Raw genomic sequence first — 22,641 nt, 5'->3', positions numbered from 1 at the left:
GCGCATTTTGCCCCTTTCCACACATAAACACAAGAGAATGCATGGCACTCCAGACAATTCTCTGCGCTAACTGTCTGATTATTCATCGCTGCCGCGCTGGTACACGGCAGCGATAGCACTATTTGCTAAAACCGCATCCCTCCACCAGCGGCTGGCAAGGCCCGCAGTTTGTTCATTCCACCCCATCCACACTGCATCAAATGGCATATGAGCCGTAACCTGCTTTTCCACCAGCGCTCCGCTTTCGATAAAACGCTGGGCCAGATAGCGCGGTAAATAGCCACAGCCCAGCCCGCTAATTTGGAGCTCCAGCTTGGTTTTAAAGTCAAAAACGGTGATCGCTTCCTGGTCGTCAAGCAGCTGCTGAAATGCCGGACAGTCAGGCGTGGTGCCATCTCCCACCACAATTGCCCGGTGGCGTTTGATGATTTTGCGATTTAAAGGCTCAACCTCAGAGGCCAACGGATGATGCGGCGCCACGACGAAAATCTGCTCCAGCTCCCCGAGCGGAGCAAAACCAAAATCGCTGAGCGGTGGAGGATCGTGTAACGCACCGACGACAATATCCGCACGTCCCTGAATCAGCGCTTCCCAGGAACCGCCGAGCACGCCATTGATAAACTTGAGTCGGGTTACATTGTGGTTTTCATAGAACCGTTCAATGAGAGGGGCCAGTAAAGAGAAAGGAAAGGTATCATCCACGCCGATCACCAGATCGTTCTCCCAGCCTTCATGCAGCTTGATGGCCTGCTTTTCCAGCTCACGTACGGTATGCAGCACCTCCCGTCCTTTCTCCAGAAGCATTTTACCGGTGCGCGTAAACGTCGCCCGGTGGCCGCTGCGGTCAAGCAGTTGAATATTGAGGTCACTTTCCAGCTTATGAATGGTGTAGCTCAGCGCCGACGGCGTTTTAAAGAGCTTTGCCGAGGCCGCAGCAAAACTCCCTTCTTTATCAAGCGCATCAAGGATGATGAGGACTTCCAGCAATGGTTTCATCGTCGCTCCTTACGGTACGCGATGTCACCGCGGGAGCGTTATTCCAGCGGCATCACCAGCGGATCGGGATACTGATATTCAAACCCCAGTTCTGAACAAATGCGGTTGCCATCAATAATGCGTCCTTTCTCAGCGCTGTCGCTGAACACCGGCGGTTCAAGCCCCAATTCGCGCGCCATCTGCGGATAGAAGGTTGAGCGCGAAGGATGGCCTGGCGCACAGAGATTATAGATATGACCGCCTTTCGGTGCCTGAAGCAGGAGCGCAATCGCAGAAATGACATCCTCAAGATGCACCAGGTTAACGCCCTGCTGACCGTCCGGCGCGGATTTCCCGGCAAAGAACCGACCCGGATGGCGGCCCGGGCCGACCAGACCCGCGAGCCGTAAAATATCCACTGACGTGCCCGGAAGATTATGCAGCCAGTCTTCCAGCTCTTTTAGCACCCTGCCGCTTGAAGTAATCGGCTCGCGAGACGCAGTCTCTTTAATCGCCCCCTGCCCTTTTCCGTATACGGACGTTGAGCTGGTAAAGACGATGCGCGGAATATGATACGCCAGAGCGCTATCAACAATTTCCTGCACCGCACGCAGATAAAATTCCTCTCCCGGTCCGCTACGTCGGGCGGGGAGCGTAATCACCAGCGCATCAACGTTCATCAGCGCGTCCAGATCGTCGGCATCACAGATCAGCTCAGGCTCCAGACGCAGCATGTAGCTCTCAATGCCACACATCCGCGCGGCCTCAACCCCATCCTCAGTCGTTTTACTGCCGGCCACCTGCCAGCCCCGGGCCGTTAATGACAGCGCCAGCGGCATACCCAGCCAGCCCAATCCCACGATGGCGACCTTTTTCATCTGCGTTCTCCTGACATGTTCGCATTCCTCTAATAAGGCTACGCCAGCCCTTGCCAACTGACAATTTATCTGGCGAAGATGAAATGAATTAATGATGAAAAAAAGGCCTTGCATTCAGCTGATGAACTGGTTTAGCTTAAAAGGCATCAAATGCATAAGCATTCAACGAGAAATTTATGACACGCGTTCAATTTAAACACCACCATCATCACCATCACCCTGACTAGTCTTTCAGGCGATGTGTGCTGGAAGACGGTTAGATCTTCCAGTGGTGCAGAACGCAAGAGAAAGCCCCCGGAAGATCGCACTTCCGGGGGCTTTTTTTTGGGCGCAGTTTTTCAGTGATTGAGACGGGATACGAGGATAAGAAAATGACAGACAAGAGCCGTTTACGCATAGCTATGCAGAAATCTGGCCGCTTAAGCGATGATTCACGCGAATTGCTGGCCCGCTGCGGCATAAAAATCAATCTGCACACCCAGCGCCTGATTGCGCTGGCAGAAAACATGCCAATCGATATTCTGCGCGTGCGTGACGACGATATCCCCGGCCTGGTGATGGATGGCGTGGTTGACCTCGGCATCATCGGTGAAAACGTGCTGGAAGAAGAGCTGCTGAGCCGCCGTGCCCAGGGTGACGATCCGCGCTATTTCACCCTGCGTCGTCTGGATTTCGGCGGCTGCCGCCTGTCGCTTGCCACCCCGGCTGACGAAGCCTGGGACGGCCCGGCTGCGCTTGACGGCAAACGTATCGCGACCTCTTATCCACACCTGCTGAAGCGCTACCTTGACCAGAAAGGTATCTCGTTCAAATCCTGTCTGCTGAACGGCTCTGTAGAAGTTGCTCCACGTGCAGGCCTGGCAGATGCCATCTGCGATCTCGTTTCTACAGGCGCAACGCTTGAAGCCAACGGCCTGCGCGAAGTTGAAGTGATTTATCGCTCCAAAGCCTGTCTGATTCAGCGCGACGGTGAGATGCCGGAAGTCAAACAGCAGCTGATCGACAAACTGCTGACTCGTATCCAGGGCGTGATCCAGGCTCGCGAATCGAAATACATCATGATGCACGCGCCAACCGAGCGCCTGGAAGAAGTCGTTGCCCTGCTACCGGGTGCCGAGCGTCCAACAATTCTGCCGCTGGCAGGCGATCAGCAGCGCGTGGCAATGCACATGGTCAGCAGCGAAACCCTGTTCTGGGAGACGATGGAAAAACTGAAAGCGCTCGGCGCGAGCTCCATTCTGGTGCTGCCGATTGAGAAGATGATGGAGTAACTCCAGGTGACGGTGCCCGGTGGCGCAGAGGCAAACCGGGCCTACGGGTCTTGCAGGCCGGATAAGCGACACGCATCCGGAAAAAGGAAAGTGATATGAGCTTCAATACCATTATCGACTGGAACAGTATCAGCCCTGAGCAGCAGCGCGATCTGCTGATGCGCCCGGCTATTTCGGCCTCAGAAAGCATCAGCAGCACCGTGGCGGAGATCCTCAACAACGTCAAAGCCAACGGCGATGCGGCACTGCGTGAATACAGTGCAAAATTTGATAAAACCGACGTTGCGGCCCTGAAAGTCAGCGAACAGGAAATCGAAGCGGCCAGCAGCCGTCTGAGTGATGAACTGAAGCAAGCAATGGCAGTCGCCGTAAAAAATGTGGAGACCTTCCACGTTGCACAGAAGCTGCAAACCGTCGACGTGGAAACGTTGCCTGGCGTGCGATGCCAGCAGGTCACGCGTCCAATTGCCTCCGTCGGCCTGTATATCCCAGGCGGCTCTGCCCCGCTATTCTCAACGGTATTAATGCTCGCGACGCCAGCGCGCATCGCGGGCTGCCAAAAAGTGGTGCTGTGCTCGCCGCCCCCCATTGCCGATGAGATCCTCTATGCGGCAAAACTGTGTGGCGTACAGGATATTTTCAACGTCGGCGGTGCACAGGCCATTGCCGCACTGGCGCTGGGCACCGAATCCGTGCCGAAAGTCGACAAAATCTTTGGCCCGGGCAACGCTTTTGTCACCGAAGCTAAACGTCAGGTCAGCCAGCGCCTTGATGGAGCCGCCATTGAGATGCCAGCCGGGCCTTCGGAAGTGCTGGTCATTGCCGACAGCGGCGCAACGCCGGATTTCGTGGCTTCGGATTTACTTTCGCAGGCGGAGCACGGGCCGGATTCGCAGGTCATTTTGCTGACGCCGGATGCCGATATGGCGTCCAGGGTCGCAGTCGCTGTTGAACGTCAGCTTGCTGAACTGCCTCGCGCAGAAACTGCACGCCAGGCGCTCTCTGCAAGCCGTCTGATCGTCGCCCGCGATTTAGCCCAGTGCGTGGCAATCTCTAACCAGTACGGCCCCGAGCACCTGATCATACAAACTCGCGATGCGCGTTCGCTCGTTGATGGCATCACCAGCGCCGGCTCCGTCTTTTTAGGCGACTGGTCACCGGAATCAGCAGGTGATTACGCCTCCGGCACCAACCATGTGCTCCCGACCTACGGTTACACAGCCACCTGTTCGAGCCTCGGTCTGGCAGACTTCCAGAAACGCATGACTGTGCAGGAACTCTCAAAAGAGGGCTTTGCCACTCTGGCTTCCACCATTGAAACGCTGGCCGCGGCAGAACGCCTGACCGCCCATAAAAACGCCGTCACCCTGCGCATTGCCGCCCTCAAGGAGATGAAATGAGCATTGAAGAGTTAGCCCGCAAAAACGTCCGCGATCTGACGCCCTATCAGTCCGCCCGTCGTCTCGGCGGCAAAGGCGACGTCTGGCTGAACGCTAACGAATTTCCGACGGCGGTGGCGTTTGATCTTTCACAGCAAACGTTAAACCGCTATCCGGAGTGCCAGCCGAAAGCGGTAATTGAAAATTACGCGCAGTACGCAGGGCTGAAACCGGAGCAGGTGCTGGTCAGCCGTGGCGCTGATGAAGGCATCGAGCTGTTGATTCGCGCGTTTTGCGAGCCGGGTAAAGACGCCATTCTGTTCTGCCCGCCGACCTACGGCATGTACAGCGTCAGCGCCGAAACCTTTGGCGTGGAGTACCGCACCGTCCCGGCTCTGGAAAACTGGCAGCTCGATTTGCAGGCCATTAGCGACAAGCTCGACGGTGTAAAAATCGTCTATGTGTGCAGCCCGAATAACCCAACCGGGCAGATCATCAATCCGCAGGACATTCGCGTTCTGCTGGAAATGACGCGCAGCAAAGCCATTGTGGTGGCCGATGAGGCTTACATTGAGTTTTGTCCGCAGGCGACGCTTACCGGCTGGCTTGCTGAGTACCCGCATTTAGTCGTGCTGCGCACGCTATCCAAAGCTTTTGCCCTCGCCGGACTGCGCTGTGGTTTTACCCTGGCAAATGAAGACGTGATTGCGCTGCTGCTGAAGGTGATTGCACCCTACCCGCTCTCTACGCCGGTGGCCGATATTGCCGCTCAGGCGCTAAGCCCGCAGGGCATCAACGCCATGCGCGATCGCGTGGCGCAAATCCTTGAAGAGCGTCAGTACCTTGTCAGCCAGCTGCGCGAGATCCCGTGCGTGGAGCAGGTTTTCGATTCGGAAACGAACTACATTCTGGCGCGAATCACCGCCTCAAGCGCGGTCTTCAAATCTCTGTGGGATCAGGGCATTATCTTGCGAGACCAGAACAAACAACCTTCCTTAAGCGGCTGCCTGCGCATCACCATTGGCACCCGCGATGAGAGTCAGCGCGTCATTGACGCCCTTCGTGCGGAGAAAGTATGACCCAGAAGTTCCTCTTTATCGATCGTGACGGCACCCTGATTAGCGAGCCGCCGAGTGATTATCAGGTTGATCGGTTCGACAAACTGGCGTTTGAGGCTGAAGTGATTCCTTCCCTGCTGAAGCTGCAAAAAGCGGGCTATAAGCTGGTGATGATCACCAACCAGGACGGACTCGGTACCGACAGTTTTCCGCAGGCAGATTTCGACGGCCCGCATAACCTGATGATGCAGGTGTTCACCTCCCAGGGCGTGAAATTCGAAGACGTGCTGATTTGCCCGCACTTCGAAACGGACAACTGCGAGTGCCGCAAGCCGAAAACCAAGATGGTTGCCGCATGGCTGAACGACGGCGTAATGGATATCGCAAACAGCTACGTAATCGGCGATCGTGCAACGGACGTGACGCTTGCCGGCAACATGGGCATCACCGGCCTGCGCTACAGTCGCGACGACCTCAACTGGCTGAAAATCACCGAACAGCTGACGAAACGCGACCGCTATTCGCATGTAGAGCGCAGCACGCGCGAAACACAGATCGACGTCAAGGTGTGGCTCGACCGCGAAGGCGGCAGCAAAATCAACACCGGCGTCGGCTTCTTCGACCATATGCTCGATCAGATTGCCACCCACGGCGGGTTCCGCATGGAAATCACCGTCAAAGGCGATCTCTATATTGACGATCACCACACGGTGGAAGATACAGGCCTTGCGCTCGGTGAAGCGCTGAAGCTGGCGCTGGGCGACAAGCGCGGCATCAACCGCTTCGGCTTTGTGCTGCCGATGGACGAGTGTCTGGCCCGCTGCGCGCTGGACATCTCCGGTCGGCCGCACCTCGAATACCGCGCAGAGTTCACCTATCAGCGCGTCGGCGACCTCAGCACCGAAATGATCGAGCACTTCTTCCGCTCGCTTTCCTACACCATGGGCGTGACGCTGCACCTGAAAACGAAAGGCAAAAACGATCATCACCGTGTGGAAAGCCTGTTCAAAGCCTTTGGCCGCACCTTACGCCAGGCGATCCGCGTCGAGGGCGACACGCTTCCTTCCTCGAAAGGAGTGCTGTGATGAACGTCGTTATCCTTGATACCGGCTGCGCGAATCTTAACTCGGTGAAATCAGCCATTACCCGTCACGGCTATGAACCTGAGGTGAGTCGTGATCCGGATGTTGTGCTGCGCGCCGATAAACTTTTTCTGCCCGGCGTCGGCACGGCTCAGGCAGCAATGGATCAAATTCGCGAGCGCGAATTGATCGACCTGATCAAAGCCTGCACTCAGCCAGTGCTGGGGATTTGCCTCGGCATGCAGCTGTTGGCGCGCCGCAGTGATGAATCAAACGGCGTCGATATGCTCAACATCATTGAACAGGACGTGCCGAAAATGACCGATTTCGGCCTGCCGTTGCCGCACATGGGCTGGAACCGCGTCTATCCGAAAGCGGGGGACCGCCTGTTCCGCGGCATTGAAGATGGATCGTATTTTTATTTCGTCCACAGCTATGCAATGCTGGTTAATCCATGGACGATCGCCCAGTGCAACTATGGCGAACCGTTCACTGCCGCAGTGCAGAAAGATAATTTCTTTGGCGTGCAGTTTCATCCGGAGCGCTCCGGCGCCGCTGGCGCGCAGCTGCTGAAAAACTTCCTGGAGATGTGATGATCATTCCGGCATTAGATTTAATTGACGGCACCGTTGTCCGTCTTCACCAGGGCGATTATGGCCAGCAGCGCGACTACGGTAACGATCCGCTGCCGCGCCTGCAGGAATACGCCGCGCAGGGCGCACAGATATTGCACCTCGTTGACCTCACGGGTGCGAAAGATCCGGCAAAGCGTCAGATTTCACTGCTCAAAAGTCTTGCTGCAGGCGTTGACGTTCCGGTGCAGGTTGGCGGGGGAATTCGCACTGAAGCAGACGTAGCTGCATTGTTGGATGCGGGCGTGGCTCGCGTGGTGATTGGTTCAACGGCCGTGAAGTCGCCCGAAATCGTCAAAGGCTGGTTTGAGCGCTTCGGCGCGGAAAAGCTGGTGCTGGCGCTCGATGTGCGCATTGATGAGCAAGGGACAAAGCAGGTTGCGGTCAGCGGCTGGCAGGAAAACTCCGGCGTGACGCTGGAAGAGCTGGTCGAAATTTATCTTACGGTGGGCCTGCAGCACGTGCTTTGTACCGACATTTCCCGTGACGGTACCCTCGCGGGTTCAAACGTATCGCTGTACGACGAAGTTTGCGCCCGCTATCCGCAGGTTGCTTTTCAGTCCTCCGGCGGCATCGGCGATTTAAACGATATTGCCGCTCTGCGCGGAACCGGTGTGCGCGGCGTGATTGTCGGACGCGCGCTGCTGGAAGGAAAATTCAACGTAACGGAGGCTATCGAATGCTGGCAAAACGGATAATACCTTGCCTGGACGTGCGTGATGGTCAGGTGGTGAAAGGCGTTCAGTTCCGCAACCACGAAATCATCGGCGATATAGTCCCGCTGGCGAAACGCTATGCCGAGGAAGGCGCAGACGAGCTGGTGTTCTATGACATTACCGCCTCCAGCGATGGCCGTGTTGTCGACAAAAGCTGGGTATCGCGCGTCGCAGAAGTCATTGATATTCCTTTCTGCGTGGCGGGTGGGATTAAGTCTGTTGACGACGCAGCAAAAATCCTCTCTTTCGGCGCCGACAAAATCTCGGTTAACTCCCCTGCCCTGGCCGAACCTGAACTGATTACCAGGCTTGCCGATCGCTTTGGCGTACAGTGCATCGTCGTGGGAATTGATACCTGGTTCGATGCAGAAAGCGGGAAGTATCACGTAAACCAATATACCGGCGACGAAAGCCGCACCCGGGTGACAAAGTGGGAAACCCTTGACTGGGTGCAGGAAGTACAAAAGCGTGGCGCGGGTGAAATAGTACTGAACATGATGAACCAGGACGGCGTGCGTAACGGCTACGATCTTGCGCAGCTGAAAAAAGTGCGCGAAGTCTGTCATGTCCCTCTGATTGCGTCCGGCGGCGCAGGCACAATGGAGCACTTCCTCGAGGCCTTCCGCGATGCAGACGTTGATGGCGCACTGGCCGCCTCCGTCTTCCACAAGCAAATCATTAATATTGGCGAATTAAAAGCGTACCTGGCGGCTCAGGGCGTGGAGATCAGAGTATGACGGAACAACTGGACTGGGAAAAAACCGACGGACTGATGCCTGCTATCGTACAACACGCGGTATCTGGTGAAGTTCTGATGCTGGGCTATATGAATCAGGAGGCGCTGGCGAAAACGCAGGAGAGCGGCAAAGTGACCTTTTACTCCCGCACTAAGCAGCGCTTATGGACCAAAGGGGAAACTTCCGGCAACTTTCTGAACGTCGTGAGCATCACCCCGGACTGCGATAACGACACGCTGCTGGTGCTGGTCAATCCCATTGGCCCGACCTGCCACAAAGGCACCTCAAGCTGCTTCGGCGAAACTGCTCACCAGTGGCTGTTCCTGTATCAGCTGGAACAGCTTCTGGCAGGCCGTAAAACGGCCGATCCTGCCAGTTCCTACACGGCGAAGCTATATGCCAGTGGGACTAAACGCATCGCGCAAAAAGTGGGTGAAGAAGGCGTGGAAACAGCTTTAGCGGCAACGGTAAACGATCGTCATGAGCTGACCAATGAAGCATCTGACCTTATGTATCACCTTCTGGTGCTGCTCCAGGATCAGGAGCTGGATTTGACCACGGTGATTGAGAACCTGCGTAAGCGTCATCAGTAGCTTTCAACAGATGTAAAAAAACCGGGCTCAGCTGATGCCCGGTTTTTTATTGCCCGAAGGAATTTACGCTTTCGGCTGATAGTTACGCAGCGCGTTGCGGCCCAGCACGATGCCAGCGCCCACCATACCGCCCAGCAGCACGGAAAGGACAAGGATAATCGCACGTTTCGGGCTGTCACGACGGATCGGCAGCGTTGGCTTCATAACGTAGCGGTACGCGTGGATGTTCGACACCTTTGGTTCATCGTCTTTACCGCCGCTCATCAGATTTTCCACATCCAGCAGCGTCTGGCGCGTCTGGTAGTAGCTGTCCGGGAAAGTCAGCGGGCGCGTCGCTTCGTTTTTCACCATTGCGCTCAGCGCATCACTGCCCAGCATAAACATGGTGTCCTGTGAAACCTGATCGGCCTGCTGAACCTGCGGCAGCTTGATTTTAGATTGCTCAGCGATGGTTAACGCCTGGCTAATCTGGGCAATACGCAGCGCTTTTTGCTCCGTCGCCACTTTTTCCTGAGTGGTCAGCGACTGCTCCAGATCGTTCTTACGGGAGCCAATGTTGGATTTGAGGTCGCCCTCAACGGCTTTGGCGACATCCTCATCAACTTGTTGGATATATTTTGCCAGGGTCTGCTGTGCCTCTTCTGCCGTATGTGCGGTGTAAGACACGCGCAGTGGAAGACTCTGCCCCTTAACGGCCGTTTCAATGTTCAGCTTCTCAGGCTCTTCCTGGTTGTCAAGGCTCTCGGAAAGTGCGGAGAATGAGGAGTTGAAACGGGTGATAAAATCCTGCTGGATCGCCCCAATCGACGGCGCGCTGTTGCCATAAAGAATATTCATGGCATTGGCGTAGCTTGAAACCATCCCTGAATCAGGCTGTGTGACCAGTGCCGTGGAGGTCCATTTCTCCTTAGCAACCATGATGTAACCCACGGCAAGCAAAATGGCGACAATCACACATACGATGATGGTGACCTTCCCACTCCAAATTTGCACAATCAAATCAATAAGATCAATCTGCTCCGGCTCGCTGCTGTGACCGGTACTGCTTTTATAATTGTCCTGAGTCATACCAACCTTAACTGCATCTAAGAAAATTTCAGAAAAGCCCATAAGGCGAGATAGTCTACCCGCGTCACTAAGAATTTCTATAAGAATAATGCCCGAACGCGACGATACTAACCGAAAAAACGGGCTACGCTAATTGTAGATAACGATTATCTTTTTGCACTGGCTAACGGTATGATTTTGCTTTCAGTTATACCAGACGCGATGTGGCGATTTTCTGGTCAGCACTTGAGGAATAATGATGAAATACCTGGTTACCGGTGCAGCCGGTTTTATCGGCTTCCACGTCAGCGAACGCCTGCTGCAGGCGGGTCATCAGGTTGTCGGGATCGATAATCTCAACGACTACTATGACGTCAGCCTGAAGCAAGCGCGTCTCGATCTGCTGCAAAAGCCGGGTTTCAGCTTCCATAAAATGGATCTTGCCGACCGCGATGCCATGGCAACCCTGTTTGCCGACGAGAAATTTGACCGGGTTATCCACCTGGCGGCCCAGGCTGGCGTTCGTTATTCTCTGGAAAACCCACACGCTTATGCCGATTCAAACCTGACTGGCCACTTAAACGTGCTGGAAGGCTGCCGTCATAACAAGATCCAGCACCTGCTGTATGCTTCATCCAGTTCGGTTTACGGCCTGAATCGTAAAATGCCTTTCTCAACCGATGATTCAGTGGATCATCCGGTGTCCCTGTATGCCGCCACCAAGAAAGCCAACGAGCTGATGTCACACACTTATGCTCACCTGTACGGTCTGCCGACCACCGGCCTGCGTTTCTTTACCGTCTATGGCCCGTGGGGCCGCCCGGACATGGCGTTGTTCAAGTTCACCAAAGCTATGCTTGAGAACAAGCCTATTGACGTCTACAACTACGGCAAGATGAAGCGTGACTTCACCTACATCGATGATATTGCAGAGGCAATTGTTCGTTTGCAGGATGTGATCCCGCAGGCCGATACGGACTGGACGGTTGAAACAGGTTCCCCGGCAACCAGCTCAGCACCGTATCGCGTCTACAACATTGGCAACAGTTCCCCGGTTGAGCTAATGGATTACATCACCGCGCTGGAAGAGGCGCTGGGCATTGAGGCAGACAAGAATATGATGCCGATTCAGCCTGGCGACGTGCTGGAAACCAGCGCCGATACGCAGCCTCTGCAAGCCGTCACTGGCTTTAAGCCGGAAACCTCAGTGAAGGAAGGCGTGAAAAACTTTGTTGACTGGTATCGCGGATTCTACAACTCATAAACTTATTAATGCAAAATCAGAAAAATACCAGTTCTCAGAATCATAGTGAGGTCTAGAAGAATGAAAAGCGATTCGCACGAAGTGGCAATTATCCCGGCACAACAAATTAAAGGAAGAACAATTAGGCTGAGAAATGTAGCGCCTTCTGATGCTGAGTTTATCGTCAATATCAGAACAAATGATAAGAAAGGTCGTTTTATCAGCGCAACTTCCGGCGATGTAAGTAAACAAAGAAAATGGCTCGAAGATTATTTGATCAGTCAGGGACAGGCTTACTTCCTGATTACCGATTTTGATGACACGCAGCTCGGAACAGTGCGAATGTACGACCAACAGGGAGACTCTTTCTGTTGGGGGTCATGGGTAGTCGCCGAAGCGGCACCTTCGCACTGTGCGATAGAATCTGCACTTCTGCTGTATACATTTGCTTTGGATTTGGGCTTCGAAAGAGCGCATTTTGATGTTCGTAAAGGAAACCTGTCTGTTATTAAGTTTCACGAAAGATTTGGTGCTGAACGCACAGGTGAGACAGAGGAGGATTTTCTCTATTCAATCTCAAAAGAGAAAATTTTGTCAACATTAGCAAAATACAGAAAGTACCTTCCTGAAAAAGTCGAGATTATTTATTAATGAAAGAGGAGGGTCTCCCCTCCTTACTCATATCTGTTGTTAGTCGTTGCCGAACAGATCGCGGGTATAAACTTTCTCCGCCACGTCATCCAGCTCTTTCGCCATACGGTTAGAGATAATGACGTCAGCTTCCTGCTTGAATGCATCCAGATCGCGCATCACGCGCGAATGGAAGAATTCATCTTCCTGCATCACTGGTTCGTAAATGATGACGTGAACGCCCTTCGCCTTGATACGCTTCATAATCCCCTGAATAGAGGAGGCGCGGAAGTTGTCCGAACCGTTCTTCATAATCAGACGATAAACGCCCACCACTTTCGGCTTACGGGAAAGAATAGAGTCCGCAACGAAGTCTTTACGCGTACGGTTGGCATCCACAATCGCGCCAATGATGTTGTTAGGCACAGATTCGTAGTTTGCCAATAGCTGCTTGGTATCCTTCGGCAGACAGTAGCCACCGTAGCCAAATGACGGGTTGTTATAGTGGTTGCCGATACGCGGGTCCAGACAGACGCCTTCGATAATCTGTCGTGAGTTCAATCCTAAACTTTCTGCGTAGCTGTCCAGCTCGTTGAAGTAAGCGACGCGCAAAGCAAGATAGGTGTTGGCAAACAGCTTGATCGCTTCTGCTTCAGTCGAATCGGTGAACAGAGTCGGGATATCTTTCTTAATCGCACCTTCCTGAAGCAGCGCCGCAAAGCGTTTAGCACGCTCAGACTGCTCACCAATAACAATACGAGATGGGTGCAAGTTATCGTACAGCGCACGGCCTTCGCGCAGGAATTCAGGGGAGAAAAAGATATTGTCGATACCCAGACGCTCTTTAATCTCATTGGTGAAACCAACCGGGATAGTCGACTTGATAATCATCACTGCATTAGGATTGATTGCAGTCACGTCGCGAATAACTGATTCAACGCTGGCGGTATTAAAGTAGTTGGTCTTGGGATCGTAATCGGTTGGCGTGGCGATAATCACAAAATCAGCATCACGATAAGCATCTTCTTTATCCGTCGTAGCGCGGAAGTTGAGCTGCTTAGTCGCCAGATACTCTTCGATTTCTTTATCAACAATCGGTGACTTTTTATGATTAAGCATGTCGACTTTGGCCTGGACAATGTCGAGCGCAACCACTTCGTGGTTTTGGGCAATCAGAATGCCGTTTGATAGACCTACGTAACCTGTACCGGAAATTGTAATTTTCATTAGAACGCAACTTCTTCAGTTAACTGGGCAAAGATGGCATCGATGCCACCACGATAATCAATAACTGTTGGCGTTTTTACCTCTTGCGCCAAGGAACTGTCAAGGCGAAGCCCGTGATTTAGGACTGTGTTGACACGATATTCAGACTACTTCGATCGTTCAAACCCTCGCCGAATAAAAAAAGCCCGGAGCGTTACCCCGGGCCTTGTTCAGTCAATGGCGAAAATCCGATTAGTCGAGCCACTCAGTGTGGAACACGCCTTCTTTATCGGTACGCTTATAGGTATGTGCCCCGAAGTAGTCACGCTGAGCTTGGATCAGGTTCGCTGGCAGTACCGCAGAACGGTAGCTGTCATAGTAAGCGATAGCGGCTGAGAAAGTCGGAACCGGAATACCGTTTTGCACAGCATAGGCCACAACATCACGCAGCGCCTGCTGATAATCGTCAGCAATTTTCTTGAAGTACGGAGCCAGCAGCAGGTTCGCGATGTCCGCATTTTCAGTGTAAGCATCGGTGATTTTCTGCAGGAACTGTGCGCGAATGATGCAACCAGCACGGAAGATCTTAGCAATCTCGCCGTAGTTCAGGTCCCAATTATGCTCGTTGGAAGCAGCACGCAGCTGAGAGAACCCCTGAGCGTAGGAAACGATTTTGCCCAGATACAGCGCGCGACGCACTTTCTCTACGAACTCAGCTTTATCACCTGCTGGTTTCGCCTGAGGACCGCTCAGTACTTTGGATGCCGCTACGCGCTGCTCTTTCAGAGAAGAAATATAACGAGCGAATACGGATTCGGTGATCAGAGACAGCGGCTCGCCCAGATCCAGAGAGCTCTGGCTGGTCCACTTGCCGGTGCCTTTGTTTGCTGCTTCATCCAGAATCACATCGACCAGGTATTTACCCTCTTCATCTTTTTTAGTGAAGATATCTTTGGTGATGTCAATCAGATAGCTGTTCAGCTCGCCGTTGTTCCATTCGGTGAAGACCTGAGCCAGTTCTTCGTTAGAGAGCTTCAGGCCACCTTTCAGAAGTGCATAGGCTTCAGCAATCAGCTGCATGTCGCCGTATTCAATACCGTTGTGCACCATCTTCACATAGTGGCCAGCACCGTCGGGACCGATATAGGTCACACATGGCTCACGATCTTCTGCGACTGCAGCAATTTTGGTCAGGATTGGCGCAACCAGTTCGTAAGCATGCTTTTGACCGCCAGGCATGATAGATGGGCCTTTGAGTGCGCCCTCTTCACCACCGGACACACCGGTACCGATAAAGTTAAAGCCATCTTCAGACAGTTCACGATTACGACGAATAGTGTCCTGGAAGAAGGTGTTACCGCCATCAATGATGATGTCGCCCTTTTCCAGATAAGGTTTCAGAGAATCGATGGCGGCATCTGTGCCTGCGCCCGCTTTCACCATTAACAGGATACGACGAGGCGTTTCCAGAGATTCAACAAACTCTTGAACCGTATAGAAAGGAACCAGCTTCTTGCCTGGATTCTCGGCAATCACTTCTTCAGTTTTTTCACGGGAGCGGTTGAAAACGGAGACGGTATAACCACGGCTTTCGATGTTGAGCGCCAGGTTGCGCCCCATCACTGCCATACCGACGACGCCGATTTGTTGCTTGGACATTACATACTCCTGTCAGGTGTGGTCACCGCGCAGAGTGCGCGCGGCTTGGAATGTGGGGAAGATGTTAACTCAGGAATAGAGGTGATGAATAGCAGATATTGCTACATAGCGCGTTTGAGTTGGGTTAGTTGGGCTAGGTGAATAATCTGATCATTTCAAATAAAGGCATAACTTTAACGAACCAACTCAAAAATATAACACTAATTTATATCGCCATACTTTTTTCTAAAGAAATCGACAAATCCTTTGAAAGCATACTTCAGTCGAATCATCTTCTTATCGAAGAAAGCAATCATTACAACAGGTTTTATTAGTAACTTAGCGAATTGGGATAAACGCCATGAGAGAGGGACATAATGTCTTCCCATCATATATAAAATATTACGGTACTGGTAATAATGCCGAATGGGTGACCCATAGCCTGCATTGATTGCTTTTATCCTGCCATTTCCCAGTCTATGATTCAAAACTGCTTTTTCTGCAATGACAACGTTGACCCCCAAGCTCGCGGCACGCCATCCCCACTCATAATCAACACAATCGATAAATAATCTTTCTTCATGTAGACCCACTAGGTCTAAAATACTTTTGTTGATCAGTGTTCCTGAGCTAATCATATCCCGGTAAGAAAAAATGCCATCAGCGACAGGCTTTCCAAAATGAGATAAGCTTTCACCGTTTTCAGCAATTGCATTTGCGCAAATAACAGGCATTGCCCCGAATTTCTGGACGAATGCAGTCCTGGCTCGTAACAGTTCATTCAACATACCAAAGGATGGAAGGCTATCATCATCCAGTAATAAGATGTCACTACAGCCAGCATTGAACGCTGAAAGAATCCCTTCATTTTGAGCTTTTGCAATGCCAACATTGCCTTTCATATCAATAAAACGGACGCAACGTTCAACACAAAGACCTTGTATCGCTGCTTTCTTTTCAGAATTTATTGAATTGTCGGAGATAAAATAACTTACGCCCTGTTGACCCAGGGAGTTCAATATTAACCCCAAGCGCTCTATGTCTGAATTATAAGTTACGATCACTATGCCGGTAAGCATTTTTTGTTGCACCTTTACAAAGAGTTATCAATACAAGAGAAACGAAAAGTATAATATAAATATCAACCATATACGCAATGCCGACAGAGGGATTTAAAATAAGAGGCATTGAACGACAATATAGAGCCGCAATGAATGCAACAACCACTGCGGATGAGTTATCACAATTCAACTTCCAGCTATTAACAATACCGATAATGTAGCCAATTATAGCGGAGAACATTAAGCCTCCGACATAACCAAAATAAGTATACCCTGCCAGATCGAAGTGATTAGTTGGGCCACGCATCACTGGATCATTTGGATACCAGTGTAACCAGATCTGCCGTCCCACGTCCAAATTTGAAAAATCTATATTAAACAAATTGGCCATTACAGAGTTACCAAACGTATTGGACAATAACTGAAGTACTGGATGATCAATAATAACTTTATCAATAACATGCTCAGTCAAAGATAAATAGTACGCATCCCCATTTGCCAAAATCCTCAACAACAGGAGTTCTATGGCAACAGGAGCGCTTGGAATGTATTGTGAAGATGTATACCCTATCATTACCGATAGTTTTGATATGAAGTACAATGAGAAAATTAAAAATAAAGATGCAATTAAAATTATTAACACTAGGGATTTTAGATTAAATTTAAATGACTTCCTGGACGTAATAAATCCGACTACGCAAAGTACATAAATTTGCTCCAAAAAGGCAAATTTTGCACCAGATATTAGCGCGCCGACGATTGAAATAAGTAAAGCAAGAATAAAGAAGCGTTTTTTACGCGAACTAAGATAATAATAAAAATACCATCCTGCCAGAATAACACGGAGTGCATCCATTAACCGCACTATAATTCCAAGCCCTCTGTTCGCTTCAAAACGAGAGGTAAAAAACATTGTCAACGACACTTGAGAAAGATAAAAAACAAATAAAGACAAATAAACGATAGAGAGGAATTTGAGTAGAAAACCTTCCTGATCTTTAATGGAAAGACTCAACCTATTAAATAATGTCCTCTGATACTTCTCAGCTGAATTAGAAGAACAATAAAACATCAAAAAGAAAAGAGTTCCGCTTAGAAATAGGTAACTAAAGAGGTAAGCATCGACCAGACCATGGACGAATAATATTAAAATTATTGCATACCCAGTGCCGTATGTAAAGGCATAGTAAAAATGGAATGGATCCATTATGTTCTTTATTTTTCCATTAGAAATAAAAAAGAGAAAAGAACAAATTAATAATGCATACACCACGTACTCAATATAATTACCGAACAAAAAATCAAAGAAAACATAATCTCTCATTTTTTCTTCCTAAGTACCCATTGTACTATTTCTGTGCCAACATAAAAAATAGTAGCAAAAACAATTCTTTTTCTAAATACATTCCTGATAATATATTTTATGCTGTTAAAATCGCTTGATTTCCCAGCCAAAAGAAAATAAAAAGCATATTGCCGTGCTATCGCTTTATTATATAACTCTGAAGGAGCCAATTTCATCATGGCTGCTTCAACCATGTTCAACTGCCTTGTTAAATTCTTATATACATTGGTATCATGCTGTCGATATCTCGCGACACTTACATTATCACGATAAATAAAATCATTGTTTATTAAGGAGTAATTATTAAACAGATTAACAAACATAGGGTAATCATCCCATGCCAAACTTTTATCCCACCCACCAACATTCTTTAAAGCATTTTTCTTAAAGATAGTGGCTTGCAGTAGCAACGGTTTAGGGTAGTCTGTGAACATCTTTTCACGCAATATACAATCAGTATAAGAAAAGAATTCTTTATGCTGTTTTTTATATACCACATCTGAAGGCTCTTCGCCTGTATAATATACCCAAGCATTGCCCATAGCAAATTGAGCGGGTTTATTATCACGCAATTCGGAGTAAAGTGCAGTAAAACCTTCCACGTCAATAACATCATCAGATGCAATAAAATATATATAATCATACTGGGCAATTTCCAGCCCAGTATTAAGAGAATCTATTAGACCTGCATTTTTATCTTTTGCCAAAATTTTAGTGTATTCACCTGTATCAAATTTTGCTACAACTTCCTTAATAACATTCACTGATGAATCTTTTGAACAATCATCAATGATGATAACTTCTTTCTGCATATTTAAAGCATAGACCGATGCCAGGGTTTCCGCAATATACTTCTCATGATTATATGAAAGAACAACAATTGATATCACAAACACTCCAGAATAAATTATTACTGCAATTTATCGCAGCGAAATCACTCGTTTCAGATTGAAGAACACAAAAAGGAAGTACATGACATAATTCACAGCATAGGCAATATTTGCACCTAAAACCCCATACTTATCGATGAATAACATGCTCAACAATACCCATGTAAATCCAAAGAAAAATTCAGTGCCTATGAAATATTTCGTCGCTTTCTTTGCCAACATTGGATAAGCATAAAGCCAGCTTATGACCTTGATTACGTCACCGCACAATTGTATGGCAAATAAATCTCTCGCAGCCAAAAAGTCAGGAGTAAATAGGATTAAAATAATATAATCACGAAGAAGATAGATAAGCAAAGCAGCGAGGACAATTGCTGGAAAAACAAATAGCACGACAGAATTTATTTCTCTTTTTATTTCATTCGCACTATTTAAGGAGGCTAACTTTGGCAGATAGTAAACTGACAGAGCCATCGTGAGAACACCTAAATAGACTTCAGAAATTTTCCATACGGCCTGCCATTGCCCTGCTGAATCCCAACCTGCGTGCGATACAAGAGAGTTTCTTATAAAAATTAATGCTACGGGGATAATGACTGAACTGACGGCGGTCATTAGTACGAACTCTAATATGTCCTTATTGGCCCGAGAGTCTGTTCGTCCTAGCCAGTAGGAAAACTTCATCCATCTCTGTCTGGAATTAATGACGAAAGCGATTAAACCAATAAAGACATATTGCATTGATGCAGCAACCAAAGCACCCTTAATCCCCCAGAGCACAATCATAGCAGAGATCAGTACACCCGAAAGTATCGCTGAAACAACACCAGTTAAAATGTAGAATCTGTAATTCTGCAATCCATTAAGCACGGAAATGATAGCAGTGCCAAAAGAAGTTATAGGTAATGTTAATACCGTGATAACCACAATCCACCGGTATTGAGCATCATGAAAGATCCACTCCGCAATGTCTTTAGAAAAAAACAAAAGAAATGGTATAAAGCAAAGTGTAATAATGACTGTGTAATAAATTGAAGCTCGCCACCAGGGCGAGCATTTTTCAAAATTATCGTGATTTTCTGCAGTGTACTTTACGATACCAGTGCTTGTAGGAGCATTTGCTATCCCATTCACTCCTGTAACCAAACTCTGCAATTGCCCTAATAATGCCATCCCAGTTGGGCCGGTATATAGCGCAATCAATTTCGCGATAATAAAACCGATCCCAATTTTAATTAATGTCATTATTCCGGACATAACTGTTATGCCCAACAACTTCTTCATTCAGTATAGCCATTTAGTGTTTTTATAATGTAATCAACATCATCATTACTGAGTGTGGAATCCAATGGAATCGATAACACTTCCTTATGCATACTTTCAGATATTGGCAAGTTTAGATGATTCCATAATGAATAGGCTTGTTGTTTATGCGGTGGAATTGGATAATGTATGAGTGTCTGGATATTATGCTCAGTCAAATATTCCTGAAGTTTGGTTCGATTATTGGTACGAATCACGAACAAATGCCATACGTGGCTCTTCTCGTTGCTGGAAGCGACTTCAGGAAGAGTAATATGAGGATTTACAATCGACGCACGATATTTTCTTGATATCTCTTGTCTGGCACTTGTCTCGTCATTTAAATACTTTAATTTAACTCTTAGCATTGCTGCCTGAATTTCATCCAGACGACTATTTGCACCTTCATAAATATTCTGATATTTTTTATGAGAGCCATAATTGCGTAATGCTTTAACTACTTCAAAAAAATCAGCATCATTGGTTGTTATTGCACCGGCATCGCCCAACGCACCTAAATTCTTACCTGGGTAAAAACTGAAGCCAGCAGCATGTCCCCAGTTACCAGCATTTTTATCTGAAGCGGAAGCACCATGTGACTGTGCACAATCCTCTAGCACCAGTAATCCGTGTTCATTCGCTATATTCATAATTTCTCGCATTGGACTTAATTGCCCATACAGATGTACTGGAAGAATAGCCTTTGTCTTTGGAGAGATTGCTGAACGAATGTTCTCGACAGAGAGATTAAAACTTTTTTCAGATGGTTCGACAAGAACAGGAACAAGGTTATTAGCAGTAATTGCAAGTATAGAGGCAATATATGTATTTGCCTGAACAATCACCTCATCTCCCTCGTTTAATTTCCCCATCAAAATCCAAGCTTTAAGTGAAAGAGTTAAAGCATCCAAACCATTGGCAACACCTACACAATACTCTGACCCAACGTAATCAGCAAACTCTGACTCGAAACTGTTGAGTTCATCTCCCATAATATACCAGCCGGATTGAATCACACGAGAACACGCTTCCTGCAATTCACTTTCATACTTACTATTGAGTTCTTTTAAATTCAGAAAATTAATCATTTTAGTCTCTTAAGATTCGCTGCTTTCTTTAGCATAAACGGTGAATGCATCATAATCACGAATATAATCTTTTTCGTCATAATGACTATCGGCTAATACCATAAGGACGCAATCGCTGGAAAAATCATACATTTCACGCCAAATGCATGACTCGATAAGAAGCCCCTGTGCTGGATTATCTAGCACAACCTCGATTCGCTCTGTTCCATCATCCAGTAAAAAACGACAGGAACCTTTGACAGCAATTGCTACCTGCTTGAGTTTTTTGTGGGCATGAAAACCTCTACGCACACCCTCTTTAGTATCAAAGATGTAATAAACTCTTTTAATACTAAAAGGTATATTATTTTCTTCCTCTAATGCGACTAACGAGCCACGGTCATCGCCATGTTTTTGAAGTGGGATAAAATTTATTTTCATTATTCATCCTTCAGATTTAATGAAGAAAATATTGAACCGTGTTGGTCTTTCTCTGAAATGATATACTCCATTGCTGGCCATTCTATATTCAAGTCTGCATCATTCCATTTAATACAACGCTCATGCGTCGGCGAGTAATAATTTGTGGTTTTATACTGAAATTCAGCATGCTCGCTAAGAGTAAGAAAACCATGGGCAAATCCAGGTGGGATCCAAAGTTGTTTCTTATTTTCTTCAGACAATACAACACTTACCCATTGTCCATATGTATGTGAGTCCTTACGGATATCAACGGCCACATCGAATACTTCACCACTTACGCATCGGACTAGTTTCCCCTGAGCAAAAGGGGCTACTTGATAGTGCAGTCCACGTAATACACCTTTGACTGACCTGGATTGATTATCCTGTTTAAAGCTAACATCAGAGGTTATATTTTCCTTGAAGCTTTTCTCATTAAAACTTTCAAAAAAATAACCTCGCTCATCATGAAATACTCGAGGTTCGATAATCATGACACCATTGAGTGAAGTATTCGTTATTTTCATCAAATCCTCTTTTACAACTTGTAGTTCATTGATTCATTATTACTTTCGAGTAACATTATAAATTTTCATTAGTACCCAAAGCGGCAACAACCGCGGTATGCTTCTTAAAATGAAAAAATAACTGGCGGTTAGTATATTCTGAAAACCAGTAGTTCTTTTAATTTGTGCAAGCTTATACTCACTAAAAACATACTTTAAGCCACGTCGACGTACTAACATATCGACTCCGACTCTGACCAGGACAAGTGGTACATCAAGATTTCCTGCTTTAAATCCATTTCCAAGTAATCGGAGCCATAAATTATAATCTTCCATAAGATAATGGTGCTGATACCCACCAACAGACTGAACACTTGACTTTTTGAAAACCACAGTCATATGATTAAAAGGATTCTTGAGCCTTGCAAATCTGGCTATTTCGTCATTCGTAAGAGGTACAATTCTTTCGGATACGATATTGTCTTTGTTGTCCACAAATTCCCTAATACGGCTACCTGAAATATCAATATCCGGATTCATATCCATAAACCTAGACTGTAATTCAAAGCGGTTTGGTTGACATATATCATCAGTATCCATACGCGCGATGTAATTGTAAGTACAGTGTTTCATGCCTTCATTGAGTGCTTGCCCTAAACCTACATTCTCTTTTAGCGCGACTATTTTGATAGGGAGCGACGATGACCACTTCTCGACTACTGCTATTAAATCTGCATTAATAGGACCGTCATAGACTAATACAATTTCATCTGCCGGAAGGGTTTGATTCGCCAAACTTTCCAGGCACTCCTCCAGATAGGTAGATTTCTCCTTGTCATAGAGTGACATTAATACACTAAAATGCATAAAATCCCCATAAATCCGTATTTCTTTATGACAGTCATAGCTATGCGTGTTGGAAA

General features: G+C 48.1%; 24 protein-coding genes and 1 other annotated feature. Of the genes, 11 read left to right on the top strand and 13 right to left on the bottom strand.

What is annotated here, in order from left to right:
• Positions 1 to 78: 78 nt before the first annotated feature.
• Both AB1287_RS21185 and AB1287_RS21180 read right to left on the bottom strand, forming a co-directional pair.
• Positions 79 to 996, bottom strand: a complete 918-nt coding sequence (locus AB1287_RS21185; RefSeq protein WP_312627757.1) for a LysR family transcriptional regulator — start codon at positions 994 to 996, stop codon at positions 79 to 81.
• A 38-nt stretch (positions 997 to 1,034) separates the two neighbouring features.
• On the bottom strand, positions 1,035 to 1,853 hold the full coding sequence (locus AB1287_RS21180) for an SDR family oxidoreductase (protein ID WP_312627755.1): 819 nt from the start codon (positions 1,851 to 1,853) through the stop codon (positions 1,035 to 1,037).
• Between the two features lie 176 nt (positions 1,854 to 2,029).
• Here AB1287_RS21180 and hisL point away from each other — a divergent pair, with 176 nt between their 5' ends.
• From hisL to hisIE, 9 genes are all read left to right on the top strand, one after another.
• Positions 2,030 to 2,080, top strand: coding sequence for a his operon leader peptide (gene hisL, locus AB1287_RS21175; protein WP_001364200.1), 51 nt, complete (start codon positions 2,030 to 2,032; stop codon positions 2,078 to 2,080).
• Positions 2,056 to 2,179: a sequence feature (His leader region), on the top strand. It overlaps the preceding gene by 25 nt.
• Before the next feature lie 45 nt (positions 2,180 to 2,224).
• Positions 2,225 to 3,124: an ATP phosphoribosyltransferase gene (hisG, locus tag AB1287_RS21170; RefSeq protein ID WP_312627753.1), complete on the top strand. Its 900-nt coding sequence runs from the start codon at positions 2,225 to 2,227 to the stop codon at positions 3,122 to 3,124.
• A 95-nt stretch (positions 3,125 to 3,219) separates the two neighbouring features.
• A complete protein-coding gene (gene hisD, locus AB1287_RS21165; RefSeq protein WP_435619005.1) occupies positions 3,220 to 4,524 on the top strand; it encodes a histidinol dehydrogenase in 1,305 nt (434 codons plus the stop codon).
• On the top strand, positions 4,521 to 5,582 hold the full coding sequence (hisC, locus tag AB1287_RS21160; RefSeq protein WP_435619004.1) for a histidinol-phosphate transaminase: 1,062 nt from the start codon (positions 4,521 to 4,523) through the stop codon (positions 5,580 to 5,582). The genes hisD and hisC overlap by 4 nt, the downstream gene beginning before the upstream one ends.
• Positions 5,579 to 6,646: a bifunctional histidinol-phosphatase/imidazoleglycerol-phosphate dehydratase HisB gene (gene hisB / locus AB1287_RS21155; protein ID WP_435619003.1), complete on the top strand. Its 1,068-nt coding sequence runs from the start codon at positions 5,579 to 5,581 to the stop codon at positions 6,644 to 6,646. The genes hisC and hisB overlap by 4 nt, the downstream gene beginning before the upstream one ends.
• On the top strand, positions 6,646 to 7,236 hold the full coding sequence (hisH, locus tag AB1287_RS21150; protein WP_435619002.1) for an imidazole glycerol phosphate synthase subunit HisH: 591 nt from the start codon (positions 6,646 to 6,648) through the stop codon (positions 7,234 to 7,236). Before hisB ends, hisH begins: the two co-directional genes overlap by 1 nt.
• Positions 7,236 to 7,973: a 1-(5-phosphoribosyl)-5-[(5-phosphoribosylamino)methylideneamino]imidazole-4-carboxamide isomerase gene (gene hisA / locus AB1287_RS21145; protein WP_435619001.1), complete on the top strand. Its 738-nt coding sequence runs from the start codon at positions 7,236 to 7,238 to the stop codon at positions 7,971 to 7,973. The genes hisH and hisA overlap by 1 nt, the downstream gene beginning before the upstream one ends.
• Positions 7,955 to 8,728: an imidazole glycerol phosphate synthase subunit HisF gene (gene hisF / locus AB1287_RS21140; RefSeq protein ID WP_312627741.1), complete on the top strand. Its 774-nt coding sequence runs from the start codon at positions 7,955 to 7,957 to the stop codon at positions 8,726 to 8,728. Before hisA ends, hisF begins: the two co-directional genes overlap by 19 nt.
• A complete protein-coding gene (hisIE, locus tag AB1287_RS21135; protein WP_435619000.1) occupies positions 8,725 to 9,321 on the top strand; it encodes a bifunctional phosphoribosyl-AMP cyclohydrolase/phosphoribosyl-ATP diphosphatase HisIE in 597 nt (198 codons plus the stop codon). The genes hisF and hisIE overlap by 4 nt, the downstream gene beginning before the upstream one ends.
• 63 nt (positions 9,322 to 9,384) lie before the next feature.
• Here hisIE and wzzB read toward each other — a convergent pair whose 3' ends face one another.
• Positions 9,385 to 10,389: an LPS O-antigen chain length determinant protein WzzB gene (gene wzzB, locus AB1287_RS21130; protein ID WP_435618999.1), complete on the bottom strand. Its 1,005-nt coding sequence runs from the start codon at positions 10,387 to 10,389 to the stop codon at positions 9,385 to 9,387.
• A gap of 238 nt (positions 10,390 to 10,627) precedes the next feature.
• Between wzzB and AB1287_RS21125 the strand changes: the two genes are divergently transcribed.
• Both AB1287_RS21125 and AB1287_RS21120 read left to right on the top strand, forming a co-directional pair.
• Positions 10,628 to 11,632, top strand: a complete 1,005-nt coding sequence (locus tag AB1287_RS21125; RefSeq protein WP_435619010.1) for an NAD-dependent epimerase — start codon at positions 10,628 to 10,630, stop codon at positions 11,630 to 11,632.
• Positions 11,633 to 11,692: 60 nt separating this feature from the next.
• Positions 11,693 to 12,262: a GNAT family N-acetyltransferase gene (locus tag AB1287_RS21120; protein ID WP_435618998.1), complete on the top strand. Its 570-nt coding sequence runs from the start codon at positions 11,693 to 11,695 to the stop codon at positions 12,260 to 12,262.
• Positions 12,263 to 12,301: 39 nt separating this feature from the next.
• On the opposite strand, the gene ugd is transcribed toward AB1287_RS21120, so the two are convergent.
• The 10 genes from ugd to AB1287_RS21070 all read right to left on the bottom strand — a co-directional run bounded on the left by ugd (position 12,302) and on the right by AB1287_RS21070 (position 22,585).
• Positions 12,302 to 13,468, bottom strand: a complete 1,167-nt coding sequence (ugd, locus tag AB1287_RS21115; RefSeq protein ID WP_435618997.1) for a UDP-glucose 6-dehydrogenase — start codon at positions 13,466 to 13,468, stop codon at positions 12,302 to 12,304.
• A 231-nt stretch (positions 13,469 to 13,699) separates the two neighbouring features.
• Positions 13,700 to 15,106 carry an NADP-dependent phosphogluconate dehydrogenase gene (gene gndA / locus AB1287_RS21110; RefSeq protein ID WP_435618996.1) on the bottom strand — a complete coding sequence of 469 codons (1,407 nt, stop codon included), beginning with the start codon at positions 15,104 to 15,106 and terminating at the stop codon, positions 13,700 to 13,702.
• Between the two features lie 200 nt (positions 15,107 to 15,306).
• Positions 15,307 to 16,164: a glycosyltransferase gene (locus AB1287_RS21105; RefSeq protein ID WP_435618995.1), complete on the bottom strand. Its 858-nt coding sequence runs from the start codon at positions 16,162 to 16,164 to the stop codon at positions 15,307 to 15,309.
• Complete coding sequence (locus AB1287_RS21100; protein ID WP_435618994.1) at positions 16,133 to 17,470, bottom strand: hypothetical protein; 1,338 nt, start codon at positions 17,468 to 17,470, stop codon at positions 16,133 to 16,135. Before AB1287_RS21100 ends, AB1287_RS21105 begins: the two co-directional genes overlap by 32 nt.
• On the bottom strand, positions 17,467 to 18,381 hold the full coding sequence (locus AB1287_RS21095; protein ID WP_435618993.1) for a glycosyltransferase family 2 protein: 915 nt from the start codon (positions 18,379 to 18,381) through the stop codon (positions 17,467 to 17,469). Before AB1287_RS21095 ends, AB1287_RS21100 begins: the two co-directional genes overlap by 4 nt.
• 30 nt (positions 18,382 to 18,411) lie before the next feature.
• Complete coding sequence (locus AB1287_RS21090; RefSeq protein WP_435618992.1) at positions 18,412 to 19,665, bottom strand: O-antigen translocase; 1,254 nt, start codon at positions 19,663 to 19,665, stop codon at positions 18,412 to 18,414.
• Positions 19,662 to 20,771 carry a DegT/DnrJ/EryC1/StrS family aminotransferase gene (locus AB1287_RS21085; protein WP_435618991.1) on the bottom strand — a complete coding sequence of 370 codons (1,110 nt, stop codon included), beginning with the start codon at positions 20,769 to 20,771 and terminating at the stop codon, positions 19,662 to 19,664. Before AB1287_RS21085 ends, AB1287_RS21090 begins: the two co-directional genes overlap by 4 nt.
• Before the next feature lie 9 nt (positions 20,772 to 20,780).
• The gene (locus tag AB1287_RS21080) at positions 20,781 to 21,191 is read right to left on the bottom strand and encodes an FdtA/QdtA family cupin domain-containing protein (RefSeq protein WP_435618990.1); all 411 of its coding nucleotides are present in this window, start codon (positions 21,189 to 21,191) and stop codon (positions 20,781 to 20,783) included.
• Positions 21,191 to 21,739 carry a dTDP-4-dehydrorhamnose 3,5-epimerase gene (rfbC, locus tag AB1287_RS21075; protein WP_435618989.1) on the bottom strand — a complete coding sequence of 183 codons (549 nt, stop codon included), beginning with the start codon at positions 21,737 to 21,739 and terminating at the stop codon, positions 21,191 to 21,193. Before rfbC ends, AB1287_RS21080 begins: the two co-directional genes overlap by 1 nt.
• A 39-nt stretch (positions 21,740 to 21,778) precedes the next feature.
• Positions 21,779 to 22,585 carry a glycosyltransferase gene (locus tag AB1287_RS21070; RefSeq protein WP_435618988.1) on the bottom strand — a complete coding sequence of 269 codons (807 nt, stop codon included), beginning with the start codon at positions 22,583 to 22,585 and terminating at the stop codon, positions 21,779 to 21,781.
• Positions 22,586 to 22,641: the final 56 nt, after the last annotated feature.

The organism is Scandinavium sp. UTDF21-P1B, assembly GCF_040750395.1.
Lineage (GTDB): Bacteria > Pseudomonadota > Gammaproteobacteria > Enterobacterales > Enterobacteriaceae > Scandinavium.
The sequence above is the reverse complement of the archived record's forward strand: the minus strand, read 5'-3'. Positions and strand labels throughout refer to the sequence as shown.